Origin of the sequence: Rheinheimera tilapiae (assembly GCF_042432165.1) — a bacterium.
GTDB lineage: Bacteria > Pseudomonadota > Gammaproteobacteria > Enterobacterales > Alteromonadaceae > Pararheinheimera > Pararheinheimera tilapiae.
Genome location: NZ_JBHLXP010000003.1, coordinates 776,063 through 794,962, shown reverse-complemented (window position 1 = coordinate 794,962; position 18,900 = coordinate 776,063). Strand labels below are relative to the sequence as shown.

13 protein-coding genes are annotated in these 18,900 nt (G+C 52.8%); 8 read left to right on the top strand and 5 right to left on the bottom strand.

The features are described 5' to 3' along the window. Positions 1–2 precede the first annotated feature (2 nt). From ACFFJP_RS14385 to ACFFJP_RS14375, 3 genes are all read left to right on the top strand, one after another. On the top strand, positions 3–1,769 hold the full coding sequence (locus tag ACFFJP_RS14385) for a FimV/HubP family polar landmark protein (protein WP_377245390.1): 1,767 nt from the start codon (positions 3–5) through the stop codon (positions 1,767–1,769). Between the two features lie 19 nt (positions 1,770–1,788). Further along, complete coding sequence (locus ACFFJP_RS14380; RefSeq protein ID WP_377245387.1) at positions 1,789–2,541, top strand: substrate-binding periplasmic protein; 753 nt, start codon at positions 1,789–1,791, stop codon at positions 2,539–2,541. 171 nt (positions 2,542–2,712) lie between these two features. Beyond that, positions 2,713–3,456, top strand: a complete 744-nt coding sequence (locus ACFFJP_RS14375; RefSeq protein WP_377245384.1) for a TerC family protein — start codon at positions 2,713–2,715, stop codon at positions 3,454–3,456. An 86-nt stretch (positions 3,457–3,542) separates the two neighbouring features. Here ACFFJP_RS14375 and ACFFJP_RS14370 read toward each other — a convergent pair whose 3' ends face one another. Continuing rightward, positions 3,543–4,169 carry a trimeric intracellular cation channel family protein gene (locus tag ACFFJP_RS14370; RefSeq protein WP_377245381.1) on the bottom strand — a complete coding sequence of 209 codons (627 nt, stop codon included), beginning with the start codon at positions 4,167–4,169 and terminating at the stop codon, positions 3,543–3,545. 238 nt (positions 4,170–4,407) lie between these two features. Between ACFFJP_RS14370 and ACFFJP_RS14365 the strand changes: the two genes are divergently transcribed. The 3 genes from ACFFJP_RS14365 (at position 4,408) to ACFFJP_RS14355 (ending at position 8,156) form a co-directional block, all read left to right on the top strand. Continuing rightward, positions 4,408–6,237 (top strand): M4 family metallopeptidase, encoded by a 1,830-nt coding sequence (locus ACFFJP_RS14365; RefSeq protein ID WP_377245378.1) that lies wholly within the window; start codon positions 4,408–4,410, stop codon positions 6,235–6,237. A gap of 151 nt (positions 6,238–6,388) precedes the next feature. Then, positions 6,389–7,597 (top strand): zinc metallochaperone GTPase ZigA, encoded by a 1,209-nt coding sequence (gene zigA / locus ACFFJP_RS14360; protein WP_377245375.1) that lies wholly within the window; start codon positions 6,389–6,391, stop codon positions 7,595–7,597. Beyond that, positions 7,563–8,156, top strand: a complete 594-nt coding sequence (locus tag ACFFJP_RS14355; protein WP_377245372.1) for a DUF1826 domain-containing protein — start codon at positions 7,563–7,565, stop codon at positions 8,154–8,156. The genes zigA and ACFFJP_RS14355 overlap by 35 nt, the downstream gene beginning before the upstream one ends. On the opposite strand, the gene ACFFJP_RS14350 is transcribed toward ACFFJP_RS14355, so the two are convergent. Beyond that, positions 8,130–9,482, bottom strand: coding sequence for a DUF2252 family protein (locus ACFFJP_RS14350; protein WP_377245369.1), 1,353 nt, complete (start codon positions 9,480–9,482; stop codon positions 8,130–8,132). The genes ACFFJP_RS14355 and ACFFJP_RS14350 overlap by 27 nt on opposite strands. 201 nt (positions 9,483–9,683) lie before the next feature. On the opposite strand from ACFFJP_RS14350, the gene ACFFJP_RS14345 reads away from it, so the two are divergent. After that, a complete protein-coding gene (locus ACFFJP_RS14345; protein ID WP_377245366.1) occupies positions 9,684–12,689 on the top strand; it encodes an EAL domain-containing protein in 3,006 nt (1,001 codons plus the stop codon). A gap of 7 nt (positions 12,690–12,696) precedes the next feature. Here ACFFJP_RS14345 and ACFFJP_RS14340 read toward each other — a convergent pair whose 3' ends face one another. Then, the gene (locus ACFFJP_RS14340) at positions 12,697–13,854 is read right to left on the bottom strand and encodes an HD-GYP domain-containing protein (protein ID WP_377245363.1); all 1,158 of its coding nucleotides are present in this window, start codon (positions 13,852–13,854) and stop codon (positions 12,697–12,699) included. A gap of 385 nt (positions 13,855–14,239) precedes the next feature. On the opposite strand from ACFFJP_RS14340, the gene ACFFJP_RS14335 reads away from it, so the two are divergent. Further along, positions 14,240–15,883, top strand: coding sequence for a S41 family peptidase (locus tag ACFFJP_RS14335; RefSeq protein ID WP_377245360.1), 1,644 nt, complete (start codon positions 14,240–14,242; stop codon positions 15,881–15,883). Positions 15,884–15,960: 77 nt separating this feature from the next. Here ACFFJP_RS14335 and ACFFJP_RS14330 read toward each other — a convergent pair whose 3' ends face one another. Beyond that, a complete protein-coding gene (locus tag ACFFJP_RS14330) occupies positions 15,961–16,440 on the bottom strand; it encodes a hypothetical protein (protein WP_377245357.1) in 480 nt (159 codons plus the stop codon). Between the two features lie 30 nt (positions 16,441–16,470). Then, a complete protein-coding gene (locus ACFFJP_RS14325) occupies positions 16,471–18,684 on the bottom strand; it encodes a tetratricopeptide repeat protein (RefSeq protein WP_377245354.1) in 2,214 nt (737 codons plus the stop codon). Between the last annotated feature and the right edge of the window lie 216 nt (positions 18,685–18,900).

Below are 18,900 nucleotides of genomic sequence, written 5' to 3'. Positions count from 1 at the left end.
TCATGCAATTAAACATCTGTTGGGTTTTATGTGTGGCGGCTTTGACCGCCACTACGCCGCTGCAGGCTGCCACGCTTGGGCCTGTCACGACAAAAGATACTTTGTGGAGTCTTGCCCGCGCCGCCCGGGGTGATGCACCGTATTCGATGTATCAGGCGATCATCGCGTTGCAACAGAAAAACCCGACCGCGTTTATCGGCAATAATGTGCATCATGTCAAACTTGGCGCTGTGCTGGAACTGCCGACAGAGTCTGAAATTGCCGCGGTGGATTTGGTCACGGCACAACAAAAAGTTGAGGCCGATGCCGAAAGCTGGCGGCAATGGGTTGCCACGCGGCAACAGGCGGGCGGCAGTCATTCCGCTGGCACCACTGTCGCTGGCACGCTAAACGCTGCGCCAACCAAGCGCAAATCAGGCGGTCTGTCGTCACAGGCCACTGCGGCCTTAGCCCTTCAGGTCCAACAACAGAGCCAGCAACGCACCGCTCAACAGACTGCGCCGGCTACCGCAGCTATTGCACCAGCAGTGACTGATGTCGCGGACAGTGCAGATCTGCCAACAACCCCTTCACCGCGACCTGCACCGGATATTGCCGAAGCGCCGGTAGCGCTGCCAGTCCGGGAAGCCGAAACAGACTGGAGCGAACGGCTGCAAACCGACACCACGTTGGGATTGGACTGGCGCTGGTTTTCGAGTCGCGGCGCGCAGGGCCAAAGCCGCAGTGCTTTGAGTGGCAGTGCTTTAGTCGAATGGTACTGGCAGTCTGAAGATGAACGCAGCAGCTGGAGCATCAGTCCGTATTTACGCTGGGACCAGCGCGACAGTGAACGCCATCTGGTGGATTTACGTCAGGCCTATTGGCTGACCGTCGGAGATGGCTGGGAGTTTAAAGCCGGCGTTGACAAGATTTTCTGGGGTGTCACTGAGTCTATTCACCTGGTTGATATCATCAATCAGACCGACTGGGTTGATGCTATTGACGGTGAATCCAAACTTGGCCAGCCACTGGCACAACTGACACTCAGCGGCGACTGGGGTAATTTGCAGAGCTTTGTGCTGCCGTATTTCCGTGAACGCACTTTAAGTGGTGCCGAAGGCCGCTTACGTTTACCCATTCCGGTGCTGGCTGACGATGCGGTGTATCAATCCGATCGCAAACAACGGCATCTGGACTGGGCATTGCGTTACAGTCAGCAGATTGAACAGGTTGATATCGCGTTGTCTTACTTCAGCGGCACCAATCGTGATCCGCGCTGGCTGCCGGTGGCGCAGGGCGCAGCTTTGCAGCCGTATTACGAACAGATGCGTCAGATCGGTGTGGAAGGGCAATGGATCGTCGACAGCTGGATCTGGAAACTGGAGGCGATCCGGCGCAGTAGTGATATTGAACAATTCAGTGCTGCAGTCGCAGGGTTTGAATACACCACCGTTGGTGTCTTTGATTCAGCGGTTGACCTTGGCTGGTTGCTGGAATATCAGTATGACAATCGCAGAGAGCTGGCGCCGGTGCCTGGCCAACGCGACCTGTTTGCCGGGATGCGTATTGCGCTGAATGACGAAGCCGGCAGTGAGTTATTATTCGGTGTTGCGCAGGATCTGCAAAGTGGCGGGACCCGCAGTGGTATGTTAGAAGCATCGATGCGGTTCAGTAACAATATCAGACTGCGGCTCGACGCCTGGTTTTTCCAGGCGGTGTCTATCCAACAACCAACCTGGTGGTTACGGCAGGACGACTATATTCAGTTAGGCTTTGATTACTATTTCTAAGGATTCTGGGGTGTGTAGTATGAAACACTGGCTGGCAAGCGTGTTGTTGTGCTGGTCTGCATTGGTTGCTGCCGAACCCCGCACCATAGTCGTTGGCATTGAACAGATTGACTATTATCCGCATTACGATTTTAGTGCCGGTCAGCAGCGCGGTTATTTCTATGATTTGATGCAACTGTTTGGTAAAAAAAACGGTGTGCAGATCCGGTTTACAGCGCTGCCGGTGAAACGGCTTTACCAGGAAGCCAACAACAACATCGATGTGGTTTATCCGGATAATCCGAACTGGCAGCAATACATGGTGGCTGAATACAGCAAAACCTTCAGTGATCCGGTGATTTACACACTGGGCAGCACTATGGTGTTACCGGAAAATCGCAAGATGCCGCTGGAAAAGTTTCGGTCTTTAGCCGTGATCCATGGCTTTGCCCCACACCGTTGGCTGGAGCTTCAGCCCCGTTACAAATTCCGTATCGTGGATGTCGCCGACAGTGCATCGGCACTTGGACTGGTGTTAAAAGGCCGGGTGCATGGTGCTTCAATTGAATTGAATGTGGCGAATGAATATCTGCGCCGGCAGGGGCAATCAGGTGCATTGGTCGCGGCAGAGCAGCTGCCTTTTACCGAGTTGCCATTTTTATTATCCAGCGTGAATAAGCCGGAACTCATCATCGAATTTAATCGTTTTCTGCAGCGACATCCGCTTGAAATCCAGCAGCTGAAACAAAAATATCAGCTGCTGGAACATCGCTCACAGCTCAAAGCACCCTAAGGTAACGCCTGATGGCCGCAGGCACGATCCGGTGTTTTTTGCCAGTCAGCAGTCTGAGTCCGGCACTTGCCGCATTGGGCGGGCAGCCCGAAATATCACGTTTTGTTTGGCAGGCACGGGCTTCACAAGTAAACTGAGCCCCAGTTTTTTAGCTATAGATGTGAGTTTGATATGTTTGAGTGGATTTCAAGCCCGGAGGCCTGGATAGCTTTGGGCACTCTGGCCGCGCTGGAGATCGTATTAGGTATTGATAATATTATCTTTTTATCAATTTTAGTCGGACGTTTGCCAGAGAAACAACGCGCTTTTGCCCGTCGTCTCGGTTTAGGCCTGGCCATGTTTGCCCGTCTGGCTCTGTTGTTTTCTATCTCCTGGGTGATGGGTTTAACCGAAACCTGGTTCACCGTACTTGGTAATGACATCTCTGGACGTGACGTGATCCTGATTGGCGGTGGTTTATTCCTGCTGGCAAAATCGACGCAAGAAATTCACCACAGCTTAGAAGGTGCCCAGGAAGAGCCTGGTGCGCCGAAAGTTGTTGCCAACAATCTGATGATGATACTGATCCAGATTATGATCCTCGATATCGTGTTCTCGCTGGACTCGGTAATCACCGCGGTGGGTCTGGTCAATGACATCGAAATTATGGCCATTGCCATTATCGCCGCAGTCGCCGTGATGATGTTTGCTGCCAAACCTATCGGCGATTTTGTTGACGCGCACCCGACCATTAAAATTCTGGCACTGTCGTTCCTGATTTTAGTCGGCGTCACTTTGATGATCGAAGGTTTTGATGTGCATGTACCAAAAGGTTATATCTACTTCGCGATGGCATTCTCCTGTTGCGTCGAGATGGTTAACATCCGTCTGCGCAAAAAGTCCACACCAGTGCAGCTGCATAAAGACCTGCCATAACGGATAGTTATACGTTGATTAAAAAAGCCCGCAATGCGGGCTTTTTGTTTTATAGGCAAAGTAGAACCGCCGTCATTCTGCGCTGATTATTTGCTGATCCGACCGCTGCGGCCAAACACAGGTATGGTCAGGTGCCAGCGAATGGCAGCGAGCCGCAACAACAGACAGGCCAGCATGCCGGCCAACATCGCGGGTAATGGTGCTACTTGCAGGGCCAGCAGCTGGGTATACACCAGACCACCAAAAATACAGGTCACGGCGTACAATTCTCCCCGAAACACTAACGGGATCTCCCGGCACAATACATCGCGGATCATGCCGCCACACACACCACTCATAGTGCCCATCATGATGGCGACAAAATCTGACGTTCCATACGCCAGCGCCTTTTGCGCGCCCATCACGACAAAAAATGCCAGACCTATCGCATCGGCAATTTGCAGCGCATTGTTGGGGATCGTCAAACGGTTTCTGACCAGCAGAATCGTCAGCGCTGTCGCACCAAAAATGGCATAGAAATAGCTGTTATCGGTCAACCAAATCACCGGCACATCGAGAATGACATCACGAATAGTGCCACCCCCAATGGCGGTCACAGTGGCCAGTACAATGACGCCAAAACCATCCATCTGTTTGCGCCAGGCTGCCAGCGTGCCAGCGATGGCAAATACACCGATCCCCATCAAATCAAACCAGTGAAAAAGCTGTTCCATCCGCGGTCCCTCAGACTAAAAACTGCCATCTTAACGCAGAATGACGGACTATGCAGTGCTGAGCTGCCGGCATAGTTATGACGGCTTTTGCATAGGCAGTTGATAAGGAATTTATAAATTACTGATATTAACCTGATGTTAATTTCGCGGGTTTTTTCTTGGCTATGGTTGCTGGGCTGCGGCGAGTCTTCGCAGTATTCAGGAACATTGAAATAAAAAACATACAAGAGGAAACCTCATGAAACCACAACATCTGAGCCCATTGGCATTGGCCATCACGCTGGCGTTCTGCGCACCACTGCAAGCTGCGCAGGTTGTGCCGGCGACCAGCATTCTGAATGGTCAGACGCTGAGCAGTCTTGACGGCACGCTGGATGATCGCAGCGCTGAGCCGATGAGCTTTAAAGCTTTGCAACAAATCAAACGTTTTGACGGCAAAACCAAAAGCCGCTATCAACAACAATTTCGCGGTATTCCGGTTTGGGGCCACAATGTCGCGGCTATCAATGCGAATGGTCAGTATGCAGATATCAGCGGCACTGTAGTCACCGGTATTGAAGATGACTTGCCCAATGCCAAACCAGCACTGGCGCCGCAGCAAGCTATTTTGGCCAGTCGCGGCGGTGACAGTCTGCAGGCCGCTGATGCAGCAGAACAAACAGCGTTGCAGGCCGAACTGTCAGCGCAATCCGCCAACGCCAAACTTTGGGTCTATCTGGACCAGAATGACACCGCCCGTTTGGTCTATGTCACGCATTATGTGACGCAAAAAGGCCAGCACCCGAGCCGGCCATATAGCATCATTGACGCCAACAGCGGCAAAGTGCTGCAGAGCTGGGACGGTATTGCTCACGCCAATGCCACCGGTCCTGGTGGTAATACCAAAACCGGTCAATACCAATATGGTACGACCTACGGTTATCTGGATGTCGATGCGAATTGCCGGATGAGCAACGTCAATGTTGATACCATCAACCTTAATGGCGCCACGTCGGGCGGCACCATTCACCAGTTTACCTGCCCGAACAATACGTTTAAGGCCATTAACGGTGCCTATGCACCATTAAATGATGCGCACTATTTCGGTGGTGTGGTATTTAACATGTATAAGAGTTGGTTCAATGTGAACCCATTGAATACTAAGCTGAAAATGCGGGTGCACTACGGTAGTAGTTATGAAAATGCGTTTTGGGACGGTACCCAGATGACCTTCGGCGACGGCGCCAGTCGTTTTTATCCGCTGGTCAGTCTCGACGTCTCGGCGCATGAAGTCAGCCATGGTTTTACCGAGTTCAACTCTGGCCTGGTCTACAGCGCACAATCCGGTGGTATTAACGAAGCGTTTTCCGATATGGCCGGTGAAGCGGCTGAATATTTTATGAAAGGCAGCAATGACTGGCAGGTCGGCGCCGACATCTTCAAAAGTACAGGCGCTTTGCGCTATATGGACGACCCGACGAGAGATGGCCGATCCATTGGTCATGCCAGCAACTACACCAGTGGCATGGATGTTCATCACAGCTCAGGCGTGTTTAACAAAGCGTTTTACCTGCTAGCGAATAAATCTGGCTGGAATACCCGCAAAGCCTTCGAAGTATTCACTGTGGCCAATCAGGTGTACTGGACAGCCAATGCCACTTTCGTCAGCGGCGCCAACGGTGTCTGCCGGGCGACCAAAGATAAAGGCTACAACACGGCCGATGTGCAGGCCGCATTCAGCGCAGTAGGCGTCACCACTACTGACTGTGGCACTGTGACACCACCAGATGGCACTTCCGGTTCCCTGTCAAATCTGGCAGCAACAACCGGTAACTGGACCCGCAACACCATCACAGTACCAGCTGGCAAAACCAAACTGACGGTCACCATCAGCGGTGGCACTGGTGACGCTGATCTCTATGTCCGGTTCGGCAGTCAGCCAACGACCAGCACCTATCAGTGCCGGCCTTATAAAACCGGTAATGCGGAGAGTTGTGTGATTAATAATCCACAAGCGGGTGTCTGGCACGTCGGCTTACGCGCCTACAGCAGTTTCAGCGGTGTGACGCAGACCTGGTCGTATCAATAACGATCTCTGGCAACATCTAAAAAGCCCGCAGCGCGGGCTTTTTTTATCAGACCAACCGGGTTTAGTCTGTACGGGGGCAACCGTAGTGGGCTGGCATCGATGCAGGTATTGTTATAGTATAACATATCTTAAAATCGAGCAGGCTGCTGTGATGCATAACCAACCGCCATTGTTACCAGTCACCGTGTTATCGGGCTTTTTAGGCGCCGGTAAAACCACATTGTTAAATCATATTCTGCAAAATCGTGCTGGCCTCAAGGTCGCAGTGATCGTCAACGACATGAGTGAGCTGAATATCGACGCCAACGCCGTGCAAAAAGAAATTCAGCTCAATCGCACAGAAGAAAAATTGGTTGAGATGAGCAACGGCTGTATCTGCTGTACTTTGCGGGAAGATTTGTTAGTCGAAGTGCAAGCATTGGCGCGGGAAGGGCGCTTTGATTATCTGGTGATTGAATCCACCGGCATTTCCGAACCCTTACCTATCGCTGAAACTTTTACTTTCACCGACGAAGACGGCAAGACACTCGCTGATATCGCCCGGCTGGATACTATGGTGACAGTGGTCGATGCAGTGAATTTTATCGCCGAGTATCAACAAGCCCGTTTACTGGCGGACAGTGGTGAACACCTGGGTGAAGACGACGAGCGCACCGTCGCAGATCTGTTGATTGATCAGGTGGAGTTCTGTGATGTGCTGGTGGTCAGTAAAACCGATCTGGTCACCCAAGCCGAGCTGGATGCGTTGACGGCAGTACTGCGCCAGCTCAATCCATCGGCCCGGATTGAATATGCTGAGCATGGCCGGGTACCGCTGGACAAAGTGCTGGGCACCGGTTTGTTTGATTTTGCCAAAGCGCAGCAAGCGCCAGGCTGGTTGCAGGTGTTGCGCGGCGAACAGCAGCCGGAAACTGAAGAATATGGCATCAGTAGCTTTAGTTTTGTCGCCAGATTGCCGTTTCATCCAGAGCGTCTGCATCAGTTTTTCCATCAGGATTGGCCACAAGGTCGTTTACTGCGCTCAAAAGGCTATTTCTGGCTGGCCGCGCAGCCTGAATATGCCTGGCAATGGCATCAGGCCGGCGGTATTGCGCGTTATGGTATGGCAGGTTTGTTTTGGTTTGCGGTTCCGGCACAGGAATGGCCGGATGACGCGGAAAGTAGGGCCGCAATTGAGGCCCAGTTTAGCGGCGACTATGGCGATTGCCGCCAGGAGTTAGTCTTTATCGGTCAGGGGTTGGATGAAGCCGGCATGCGCAGCCAGTTAGCCGCCTGCCTGTTAACTGACGACGAGTACGCTTCAGGTCCTGCAGCCTGGCGACTGTATGACAACCCATTTCAGCAAGATGATGTTCACTGAGTTTCAGCCGCTCGAAGCACAGATCCGGCAAAGTGCCGCAGCGGACGTCCTGAGCGATATTTTGTTGCCGGAGGTGAATCTGGCGGTGTGGCAGCGGCAATTAGACGCAGAATTGTTGTGGTGTGCAGCGCAGCTTGCGGCACGTCCGGCTTTTGCGCTGCAGCGCCAGAGCCACGTGGATGAATTACCGGTGCTGTTGCAGTATGCGGTGCCAGAGATGCCAGGCAGTGACGCGCTGTGCCGGGACATTGTGTTACAGGCACAGATGCTGGCCTGCCTGATGGATACCGAACATATTGGCGTGCGGCTCAAAGCTTTACGCAGTGCCATGTGCCCGCGTTTTCATACTGACCACGTAGCACTGCGGATGCTGGTGACTTATGCCGGTCCTGCCACCGAGTGGCGGGCAGGTCCGGACAATGACGATGACACCGGCGCTTTAAATGTTGGCGACAGCGCTGTGTTAAAAGGGTCAGCCTGGCCGGCTGCGGCAGCCGTCTGGCACCGTTCGCCACCAGGCATTGCTCCGCGATTATTGCTGACGCTCGACCCGCTCTGACGTTTGTTTTAACAGCGTCGCCAACAACTGACAGTCTTCCTGTTGCTGGCGGGCATAGTCGGCACAGGCCTGCATCAAAGCGTCGTGGCTGGTTGCCATCACCCCCAGCATTTGCTGAGCAAATCGGGCAGAGCGACGGTCCGCTCTGTTATGCGCCAGTGCCAGCGCATGCCCACAGGCTGCGGCAAACTGACTTAGCGCTTTGCCGGGCGACTGCGGCTGTAAACAGACATCTTCCGGGTCTACATCAACGTTAGCATGATGCAGCGAGCGCACCAGATAGTGCGCGCCTTCAAACTGTACTTCATCCAATACTGAGTCTGGCCGGCGCTGCATCAGGCGCTGACAATCGACAGTCAAATGCGCGTCATTGAGCCGGTTCACCGGGCTTAAATCCGGAAAGAAAAATAACGGTGCAGAGCGGCGCTGTTGTTTCACTTCGACCACCTGACACAGCGCCAAATCTGCATCGGAACCGATTTCCAGCGGTCCCACCAGCAAGTAGTAGCGCTGCATATTCAGCGAACCGGTGCCTGCGCCGTGACGGGTGACAATGTCGAGGATCTCATCATGCACATAAGGCGCAAACGCCTGTTTCAGCTGCTGATAACGCTCAGCGTCAATCCGGCTGAACTTGCCGGCATCTGCGATAAACTGCAGCGGTCTGGCGGCGATATCGACGGATTTTGCTAAGGTACTTTTCTTCAGAAAATCGCTGCCGGCGGCGGAGCGCTTAATCGCTTTTTTCAGGAATGGTTTCAGCACATGATTTTTCGGGAAATCATCCTGAGTACTGAAACGGAATTCGGCATCTTTTGCCACCGCGGCGCAGCAGTCTAGGTAACTTTTTAAGAAATCACGGGCAGCGTCTTTGGCATCATCAGCGCTGGCGGCAGTTAAGCCGGCCAAATCCGGCGCATCTTCGCTCTGATAGCGCCCTGACGTCAGGCCCTGACAATAGTCGGCGGCCAGTAGCAGGCTGATGATATAGCGGCTTAAATCCCACACCGCCGGGCCAATACAGGCGTCATCAAAATCATTCGGCGCAAAAATCACCCGCTGGCCATAACTGCCATCTTCGGTGAAAAAGCCGAAATTAGAGATGTGACAGTCGCCCATGACTGTGGTGAATGGCACCTGCTGCACTAATGCAGGCGGCAGCTTGAGCAGACCTGATTGAATATCCGCATAAAACAAACCGGAACTGCCGCGTAAAAAGCGAAATGGGTTTAACGCCATTTTCTGATGTTTACTAAGAATACTTTGGCTGGGATCGACCTGATCGGTCCGACTGAATTCGGCGATCAGTTGTTGCAGACGCTGCATCTGAATATCTCCATTTCTATGACTGCGATGCATTGATGCTAAAGCAGTTTTCGCTGGTTGACGACAGTTTGATGCAGGCTTTTTGTAACAGGATATCGGCTTATCGCAATGGTCCGACCGCTGCTGTATCTGCTATCGAAACTTGTAGGAAGGTGGGCTGTCCATTATTCTTGCGCATTGTCCCAGTTTTGAGTCTGTACTTTGTCTCATCGCCAAAAATATATTGTCGCCGTCGTTTTGGCTTATGTGCTGTTGGCCCTGAGCTGGATTTTCCTGTCCGATCATCTCTTGCTACTGGTGATTAGCGCTGAACAATTACTGATGGTCTCGATGCTCAAGGGCATGCTGTTTGTACTGGTGACTGCAGTAGGACTCTCGTTAGCGCTGAAAAACGTTCCGCAGTCTTTTCATCCTGAATCTAACGTCTTGCCGCTGACTCATCGCCAAAGCAAATTGCGGGATTATCTGGTGGCAGGGGTGTTGGTGAGTCTGATGATTTCATTTCGCTTACTGTTGCCTGTTGATATTGCCGAAAAACCCATGATGATTTTGCAACTGTTGCCAATCATTCTGGCTGCTGTGTTAGGTGGTTTTGGTCCGGGTTTATTTGCCACTTTGCTGTCGACAATGGCCGTCGCCTGGATCGCCCGATGGGCGCTCACTGGTGCCGAACAGAGCTTGTACATTCAATTGCAGTGGCTGTTTTTAATTATCAATGGCGTCACGGTGAGCTGGTTGTGTCAGTTGCTGCGCAATTCCGCCCGGCATGCCGGGCATCAGCAGCGCTTACTGGACGCGGTCATTGAAGGCACTGATGACGTCGTGTTTACCAAAGACAACGTGGGGCGTTATCAGCTGGTGAATCAGGCGGCGTGTCGCGCATTTGGCCTGGAAGCTGCGCAGATTATTGGCCGTACCGATGTGGAGCTGGCAGATCCGACACAGGTTGTCAGTTGGCAGCAAAATGATGCCAAAGTCATGCAACAGGGCAGGGTGCTGCATTTTCAGGAGCAACTGCAGCAAGCCGATGGCAGCTGCCGGCTGTACTCGGTCAGTAAGGGGCCGCTGTTTGATCATCGCCGGCAACTCAGTGGTATTTTTGGTATTGCCCGGGATGTGACCGAAATGGTCGGGCAGAAACGTTTGCTACAACGGGTGCTGGAAGGTTCTGAACAAGGGTTCTGGGAGTGGGACATACAGCTGCAGCGGATGCAGGTCAGCGAACGTTTTGAAACCATGTTGGGGTTTGTCCCTGGTGAAATGCAGATCCAACCGGAGCATTGGCCTGAACTGCTGCACCCGGCCGATTATCCGCAAGTGATGCAATCGATTCAGCAACACTTAGCTGGCGAGAAGCCGATGCATGAAGCCGAGTTTCGCGCCCGTTGCAAAGATGGCAGCTGGCGCTGGATCCTGTCGCGCGGCAAAATCGTCACCACTTCGCCGGATGGCAAGCCGCGGCTGCTGGCGGGAACTCATACTGATATTCAGCAGCGCCGGCAGAATGAAGAAGCCTTGCGACTGGCGGAGATGATGTTTGCCGGTAGTTATGACGGCATCATGCTGGTGGATGCGGATAACCAGATCATGCGGGTCAATCCTGCTTTTTGCCGTATCACCGGCTACAGTGCTGCCGAAGTGCAGGGCAAATCACCTGCGATTTTGTCGTCGGGTCTGCATGAAAAAACCTATTACCAGCAAATGTGGCTGCAATTGCAGCAACACGGTTTCTGGCGTGGTGAAATCATCAACAAACGCAAAGATGGCGTGGTTTATACCGAAATGTTGTCGATTTCAGTGGTGCGTGGTGCACAAGGTCAGATCCGCCAGTACATTGGAATTTTTTCCGATATCAGTCACTTGAAGGCTCATGCCGCCGAGCTGGACAAAGTCGCCAATTTTGATGCCTTAACGGGCTTACCAAATCGACGCTTATTGTTAACCCGCTTTAATCAGACACTGATCCGCGCCTTACAAATGGGGCAACGTTGCGCTGCCTGTCTGATCGATATCGATGGTTTTAAACAAATCAATGAGCAGTTTGGCAACGCTTTTGGTGATCGCGTATTGTTGGCGCTGAGTCATCAGCTGCAGGGCGCGCTGCGTCACGATGACACGCTGGCCCGTTCGGGTGGCGATGAGTTTGTCGTGTTGTTATCTGACATGCCGGCACTGCCCGAAGGCAATCATATCGTCAAAAGGTTGTTGCAAGCCGTGAACCGGCCTCTGCTGCTGGATAACATCGAGATTGCGCTGACCTGTAGTATCGGTGTCAGTTTATACCCGGATGATAATGCCGACCCCGATACGCTGCTGCGACACGCCGATAAAGCCATGTATCAGGCGAAGGAAGCCGGGCGTAACCGCATACAATGGTTTGACCCGGCGCACGAACGCGAAGCGCAGGAACACCGGATGATGCTGGAGCAGTTAGAAGAAGCGCTGCGATTACAGCAGTTTGTCTTGTTTTATCAGCCGAAAGTGAATCTTCGCAGCGGCGCTGTGGTTGGCATGGAAGCGCTCATCCGCTGGCAACATCCGCAGCGGGGGTTATTGGCGCCAGCGGCGTTTTTGTCGTTTATCGAAGGCAGTGAACTGGAAAACCGTTTTGGCCAATTTGTGCTGCAAACCGGAATTGCTCAGGCTGCGGACTGGTTGTCACAGGGGATCCGGCTTCAGGTCGGTATCAATATCAGCGCCAGTCATTTGCTGCAGGAAGACTTTGCCGGGCAACTGACGGGATTGCTGCAGCAATGGCCAGCTTTGACCCCGGATCAGATTGAACTCGAGATCCTCGAGAGCACGGCGATCCAGGATTTAGCCGCCGCCAGACAGGCCCTGTTGCGGTGTCAGGCGCTCGGAGTGCGTTTTGCTTTGGACGATTTTGGCACCGGCTATTCCTCGTTAACCTACCTGCGCCAGTTACCAGTGCATTGTTTGAAAATCGATCAAAGCTTTGTCCGCGATATGCTGGAAGATCCGGACGACCACAATATCGTCTCTGGCGTCGTGCAGTTGGCGCAGGTATTTGACCGGGAAGTTATTGCTGAGGGGGTCGAATCGATGGCGCATGCCAGTGCCTTGTTGGCGCTTGGGTGTGAGCTGGCACAAGGTTATGGTGTAGCCAAACCGATGCCGGCAGCTCAGGTGGCCGGATGGATCACCCAGTGGCAAGCCCGGCAGGACTGGCGGCAGTTGGTCGGGTGAGCCGCTGTTAGGTCGAAGCCGCTGCTTCTGCCGGTGTGATCACATCGACATAATGCTGCACTATCCATTGTGCTGCGGCGACTTGCCCTGCGAGCGCTTCAACACACACTGCATCCAGCTGACCCACACCGGCCATGCGCCGCAGTTCCTGTAGCGCGGCCTCGACACTCCAGGGTTTTTTATATGGGCGCAGACTGGTCAAAGCATCAAAGATATCTGCAACTGTAACGATGCGCGCTTCTATCGGAACCTCGTTGCCGCGTAAGCCACGCGGATAACCTGAGCCATCAAGAAATTCATGATGGCAGGCCACAATATTGTGCATCACTTGTGAGTCCGGTAAGTGATGCAGGCCAAAATCGCCAATCACTTTGTGCATCAACTGCTCGCCTTTTTCGACGTGGGTTTGCATCACTGCGCGCTCAGCTGCAGTCAACGGACCTTGTTTGAGCAGGATCTGATCAGGAATGCCGATTTTGCCGATATCATGCAGCGGCGCAAACAGATAGATATGCTCGATGGTTTCATCCGTTAGCTGATATTCAGCCGCGACCGCTTTGGCGATCAGCCGCGCATACTGCGCCATCCGTTCTAAATGCGCGCCGGTTTCAAAGTCGCGCAAATCAACAAACTCCCGCGCGACCTGCGCGGATACCAGCACAGCGCGCACCGCAGACAGTTCGGCTGATAACGCCATATTAATCAGATTGCAGTACAGCAGCAGATCTCGTTGCACCCGCGCATCGAAATAACCGGGCTGTGCCGAATCAAAAAAGATGAAACCTAAAAAGCCACCATTATCGTACATAGGCACAGTAAAGGAGCTGCGATAGGGCTGTGACAACAACCAGTCAGAATGCTGATGACCGGGCTGCACCTGCAGTGGGATATCGTCTATTACGCGGCAACTGGCATTTTTTGCCAGAACTTTCAGATCGCCACAGTCATTGAGGCGGGCTTCGTATCCGCTGATGGCTTGACCTTCGCGGGTGCTGTTGATAAAAGTTTTCAGCAGGTCATTGGGTTGTTCATACAAGGCGCAGGCGATCCGGCTGATAGCTGGCATGGTTTGCAGTACACGGTCATGTAACGCAGCTAAACGCTGATTGACGCTGCCTTCGCCCTGAAACAATTGCAGGATTTGGCTCGGTGCCAGACTGGTCATTACTATGCTCCTTGTACATCACTAGGGCGTGTTGGCGTTTGGTGATTAAGTTTTGTTCGAGGTGGCGGCGTTTTGGGCGCGAAACGAGGCGCGTGACATAGTGATTCTATGTGAGCAACGAGTGAAGCTACCGCGTCCTGCTCTCGCCCCTGACCTGCATCCATGCAGGTCACAAAGCCCAAAGCGCCGCCAAACGGCTGCAAAAACAAACACCAAACGTCAACACGCCCTAGTATGCAGTGTCGGAAGCTTTGGCGATTTTTGCAACTATTTGACCGGGTCAAATTAAGCCTCGTTGATATAAAGCAAGTGATTAACTTTATTCGTAACTTTTTGTTATCATTCGCCCAGTGAAATTATGGAATTCAAAGATCAGGAGTGAGTTATGAAACTGTGGTTATGCAGCAGTGCTGTGTTAGTGAGTCTGACCCTGTTAAGTGGTTGCGGCGGCGGCGGGACATCGGGTGGCAGCACACCGAATACAGGCACTACACCGGGAACCGGCACCACAACACCAACAACACCCAATTGGGTTGCCGGTCAATATGCGGCTGAATCAACGTTGCAAAACTTCTGCGCGGCGCCACGCACCGGCACCGATCCATTCAGTGGTGCGGCCTATCCGGATAAAGCCGGCACGGCGATGCATGAAAAGCTGTGGCAGCGCTCCTGGAGCAATAGAACCTATTTGTGGTACAAAGAACTGCCTGATTTGGATCCGGCCAACTACAGTACACTGGCTTATTTTGACCTGCTGAAAAGCGGTAATAAAACTGATTCCGGTGCGCAGAAAGACAATTTCCATTTTTATCAGGACACTGCCGAGTATAAAAAGCAGACGCAGTCTGCGGTTAGCAGCGGCTATGGCATCGAGTGGATTTTTGCGTCGACCCGGCCACCACGGCAGTTAAGTGTGGCGTACACCGAGCCAGGCAGTCCGGCGGCAACGGCGTCGTTAGGCCGTGGTTCGAAATTACTGGAAGTGGATGGCGTCGATTTTGTTAACGATAACACCCAAGATGGTGTCAATAAACTGAATGCCGCGTTATTCCCGGCCAAAGCTGGTGAAAGTCACCAGTTCACTTTTGCCGACGCCAATGGTGTGCGCCGGTCCTACACGCTGGTATCCGCTGATGTATCCACCGTACCGGTGCATAACGTCAAAGTGTTGCAAAGTGGCAATAAAAAAGTCGGTTATCTGCAGTTTAATACCCACATCGCTGCCGCCCAGCCGCAGTTAATCAGTGCGGTTGAACAGTTCCGCACCGCCGCGGTGAACGAGCTGGTGGTGGACCTGCGCTACAACGGGGGTGGTTTGCTGGCGCTGGCATCGCAATTTGGTTATATGGTCAGCGGTCCAAACCAGATCCAGTCGCGTTATTTTGACAAGCTGCAATTTAACGATAAATATCCGACGACAGATCCTGAGACCGGTCAACCACTCCAACCAACGCCATTTTACCCGGAACGTATTGATTACAATGTTGGCGCATTATTGAAAGGTCAGACGTTACCCAATTTAAGCCTGAACCGGATCTTTGTATTAACCACTGACAACACTTGCTCTGCCAGCGAAGCCTTTATCAATGCACTGCGCGGCGTCGACGTGGAAGTGATCCAAATCGGCGGTAAAACCTGTGGCAAGCCGTATGGCTTTTACCCAACCGACAACTGCGGTACCACATATTTCACTATTCAGTTCAGTGGCAGCAATGCCAAAGGTTTCGGTGACTATGCCGATGGCTTCACGCCAGCTGTGGCACCGCGCTTTGCGGCGGATATCAAAGGCTGTCCGGTGGCTGATGATCTGAGCAAACCGCTTGGCGACGCACAGGAAGGCATGCTGAAAACGGCACTGTTTTATGCCGGCAATAACAGCTGTCCGGTGCTGACGGCGGCACAGCAAGCAGCAGCCCAACAAGCCACGTTGGCTGCCGCGCCACTGCAAAGCGATGGTCTGGCGATCCGTGATCCACGCCAGCAGGAATTCCTGCAACAAAATCTGCTGCGTACAGAAATACGGGATTGATTTTGTCGTAACAGCCCGTCGCAGCAGACGCTGTGGCGGGTTGTTGCGGCGGGCTGTTCTGTCAGTGATGTAGTGTGTTATTCCGCCATCGGCCGTGGCCGGATAATAATGGTCGGATCGATTTCCTGATCACCGACCCAAATCCGGTAGTTAAATTCGCAGCTTTCTTTGTTGTCGCCCGGGTCTATGGTACGGCAGTGTTTTTTCAGTTTATTGACTTTTAACCGGCAACGACTTTTTTGCTCATTGCCAATGTCGCATTTAAATACTTCTTTACTCAGCTCCGGATTGCCGTCTAATTCCACCCGGCAATGGCCTTTTGGGCAAGGGATATCCCGGAACAACCACACCAGCTGCGAGCCGGTATTCTCGTCATGCCGTTTGTTGTTTTTTACCACACATTTTTGACTGAGCTCTTTGTTCTCCACCACGATGGTATCGCCGCTGCGGCTGATTTCAATGGTCTGACTTTCCCGATCTTTGTCACACTTAGCAATAGCGCCCCAGCTGCACAACAGCACACTGCTGAGTAATAACTGCATCGATATTTTTTTCATGGTCCCGTCCTTCTTGTGATTAATAGGTGGTCATTGACTGAGCAACGCCAGAAATTGTGGATCATCTGCCAGTGCGCGTAGATCGGGCTCTACCGCCAGTAATTTCGCCGGAAAGCCGAGCTGAACCGCCTGTTTTGCTGACAGCAACGCTGCGGGGTTATCACCTTGACGCGCTTTCATCAACGCATCGAGCAGCCAGGTTTCAGCATTGTTTTGCTGTTGTTGCAGTGCGAGGCTGATCTGCTTTTGGCTGTTGATGCTGTCGCCGGACGCACTTAAATAGTGGGCTTTTAATGCCAGCTCACGAGCTGTCAGCGTTGGCTTTTGTGCCAGCGCCTGTAGCGCCAGCTGGTAATGCAGCTGGGCTTCATCGGTTTGTTGGTTCTGCCGGTACGCATCGGCAATATTGCCGTGAAATTCATATTCATCAGGACTAGTTTTTAAAGCTTGCTGATACAGGGTAATCGCTTCCTGCAGCCGGCCGAGGTAATAATAAACAGTGGCCAGATTGGCCTGAATAAAAGGTTCGGGTTGAATTTGCAGTGCCGCTTTATAGGTATCGGCTGCCGCCTGTAACTGACCGCTGTACAAATAGGCGGAGCCGAGATTGGTCAACGCTATGGCGTTATCAGGGGCGAGCAGGACCACTTTTTTGAAATTGGCCACCGCAGCCTGCAGCTGACCCTGTTCCAGCTGAAATACCGCCATCAGTTGGATCGCTGGCCAATAGTCCGGCTGCAGCGACACTGCACGCTTCAGCACCAGTTCCGCTTCCAGTGGCTGGTTATCCTGAAGATACAAACGCGACAACAGGGCATAGGCCTGACCGGATTTTGGATTGGTCGACAATGCCTGTAATAAGGCTTTGCTGGCAGCCTGTTTATCCTGTTGCAGCGCTAGCCAGCGGCCATAGGCCAGCCAGTCATCGCTATCCGCCGGGCCTTGCACCAGTGTCTGACAATGTGACGCGGCAGCCCTCAGTTGCGACTGGTCTTCCCGCCATTCAAACAGATGCAGCAGCGTGTTGCACAACGCTTGCCGACCCGCCCGAAATTCCGGCAATGCGGTGACGATGCGTTGCAGCTGATCCCGGCTTTGCACCAGTAACTGCGGGTTTTGACTTTGTTCTCCTTGTCGCAACCATTGACTGGCTTGCAGATATTGCTGATAAAAGCTGTCCGGCACGTCAAAGTCCGGCATCGGTTGACTGAGTGCAGCCATACCACTGGCCTGACTCAATAATTGGATCAGTTGTTGTTGCACCTGATGCAGGGTCTGCTGTTGTTGCTGGCCGGACCATTGAATAGCCCACTGCAGCTTCGCCGGTGTCGCTGACCGCTCCAGCATGAATTTCAATTCAGCTGGCGCCGGAAACACCCGCGTGTCCAGCTGTACTTGTATCTTGTAATCCGCCGGGCGTGCTCCGTCATCGGCGGCCAGATACAACCCCGGGATCCGTTGGATCGCCTGTTCTAGCGCTTGCTGCAGACCAAAACGGTGTTCAGCGGGGAGCTGGCTATCACTAATCGCATTGAGGTCGAGCGTCACATACTGGCTACTGCGTATAGTCGCGGCCGGCAACGTTGCCGGATCCAATGGTTGCTCCCGCAGATACACAGTTGCCACAGCGCCCAAACCCAGCAGCGGCAGCAATGCCAGCGCGGCCCAGCGCCTTTGGGCATAGGCCGGCAATAATTCCGCTTGCAGCGAGCCAAAGGGTAAATCGACAGATGGGTCTTGTTGGACTTTGTATAAGTGCAGTGGATGATCAAAGCCGTCGAGTTGATACTGGCCAGCGCTCTGTACCATCACCTCGGTTTTATTCATTGCCAGATAAACAGCTTCCGACAGATAAATTTCACCAGGCGGTGTGACGGCTTCTATTCGGGCGGCCAGATTCACCGCTTCGCCAAAAATATCGTGCCGGGCGATCCGCACTTCACCGAGATGGGCGGCGATGCGGATCACGATCGGATGCTCGTCGGGGTGTTGCTGACGATACAGTGCCAGCCGGTCTTGCATGCGGCAGGCGCATAGCATGGCATCGGTCGGGGAGCGGAAACTCAGCAATAACGCATCGCCAATTGATTTGACTAACTGGCCGGAAAATTTCTTGATTTGTGGCTTCAGCAGGCTTTCAAAATTTTGTAGCAAGGAGGCATTTTGCCGGCGTGACTGACGATTGGTGGTGGCGGTAAAGCCAGCGATATCAACAAACAAAATCGTCAGATTTTCGGTTTGCACTGTCGGGTTATCCTGCGCTTGGTCCCGGGTTCCGACAGCTTCACAGACCCTGATTTGAACTCAGATGATGGTTCGGGCACCATCGTTCGAGGATAGTCAGGAAGTCTTTGTTTTACCAAATAATATTCGGGTATTTTCCGTTGTTGGAAAGCAGTTGTGTGAACTGTAAATGAAGCTTAAAAAAAATGCAGGAGAGATGCTGAAAATTGGAGAGGA

Excerpts from the sequence above, each read along its gene's own strand:
- ACFFJP_RS14385 (WP_377245390.1), top strand. The coding sequence starts at position 3 with ATGCAATTAAACATCTGTTGGGTTTTATGTGTGGCGGCTTTGACCGCC.
- ACFFJP_RS14380 (WP_377245387.1), top strand. The coding sequence starts at position 1,789 with ATGAAACACTGGCTGGCAAGCGTGTTGTTGTGCTGGTCTGCATTGGTT.
- ACFFJP_RS14375 (WP_377245384.1), top strand. The coding sequence starts at position 2,713 with ATGTTTGAGTGGATTTCAAGCCCGGAGGCCTGGATAGCTTTGGGCACT.
- ACFFJP_RS14370 (WP_377245381.1), bottom strand. The coding sequence starts at position 4,169 with ATGGAACAGCTTTTTCACTGGTTTGATTTGATGGGGATCGGTGTATTT.
- ACFFJP_RS14365 (WP_377245378.1), top strand. The coding sequence starts at position 4,408 with ATGAAACCACAACATCTGAGCCCATTGGCATTGGCCATCACGCTGGCG.
- zigA (WP_377245375.1), top strand. The coding sequence starts at position 6,389 with ATGCATAACCAACCGCCATTGTTACCAGTCACCGTGTTATCGGGCTTT.
- ACFFJP_RS14355 (WP_377245372.1), top strand. The coding sequence starts at position 7,563 with ATGACAACCCATTTCAGCAAGATGATGTTCACTGAGTTTCAGCCGCTC.
- ACFFJP_RS14350 (WP_377245369.1), bottom strand. The coding sequence starts at position 9,482 with ATGCAGCGTCTGCAACAACTGATCGCCGAATTCAGTCGGACCGATCAG.
- ACFFJP_RS14340 (WP_377245363.1), bottom strand. The coding sequence starts at position 13,854 with ATGACCAGTCTGGCACCGAGCCAAATCCTGCAATTGTTTCAGGGCGAA.
- ACFFJP_RS14335 (WP_377245360.1), top strand. The coding sequence starts at position 14,240 with ATGAAACTGTGGTTATGCAGCAGTGCTGTGTTAGTGAGTCTGACCCTG.
- ACFFJP_RS14330 (WP_377245357.1), bottom strand. The coding sequence starts at position 16,440 with ATGAAAAAAATATCGATGCAGTTATTACTCAGCAGTGTGCTGTTGTGC.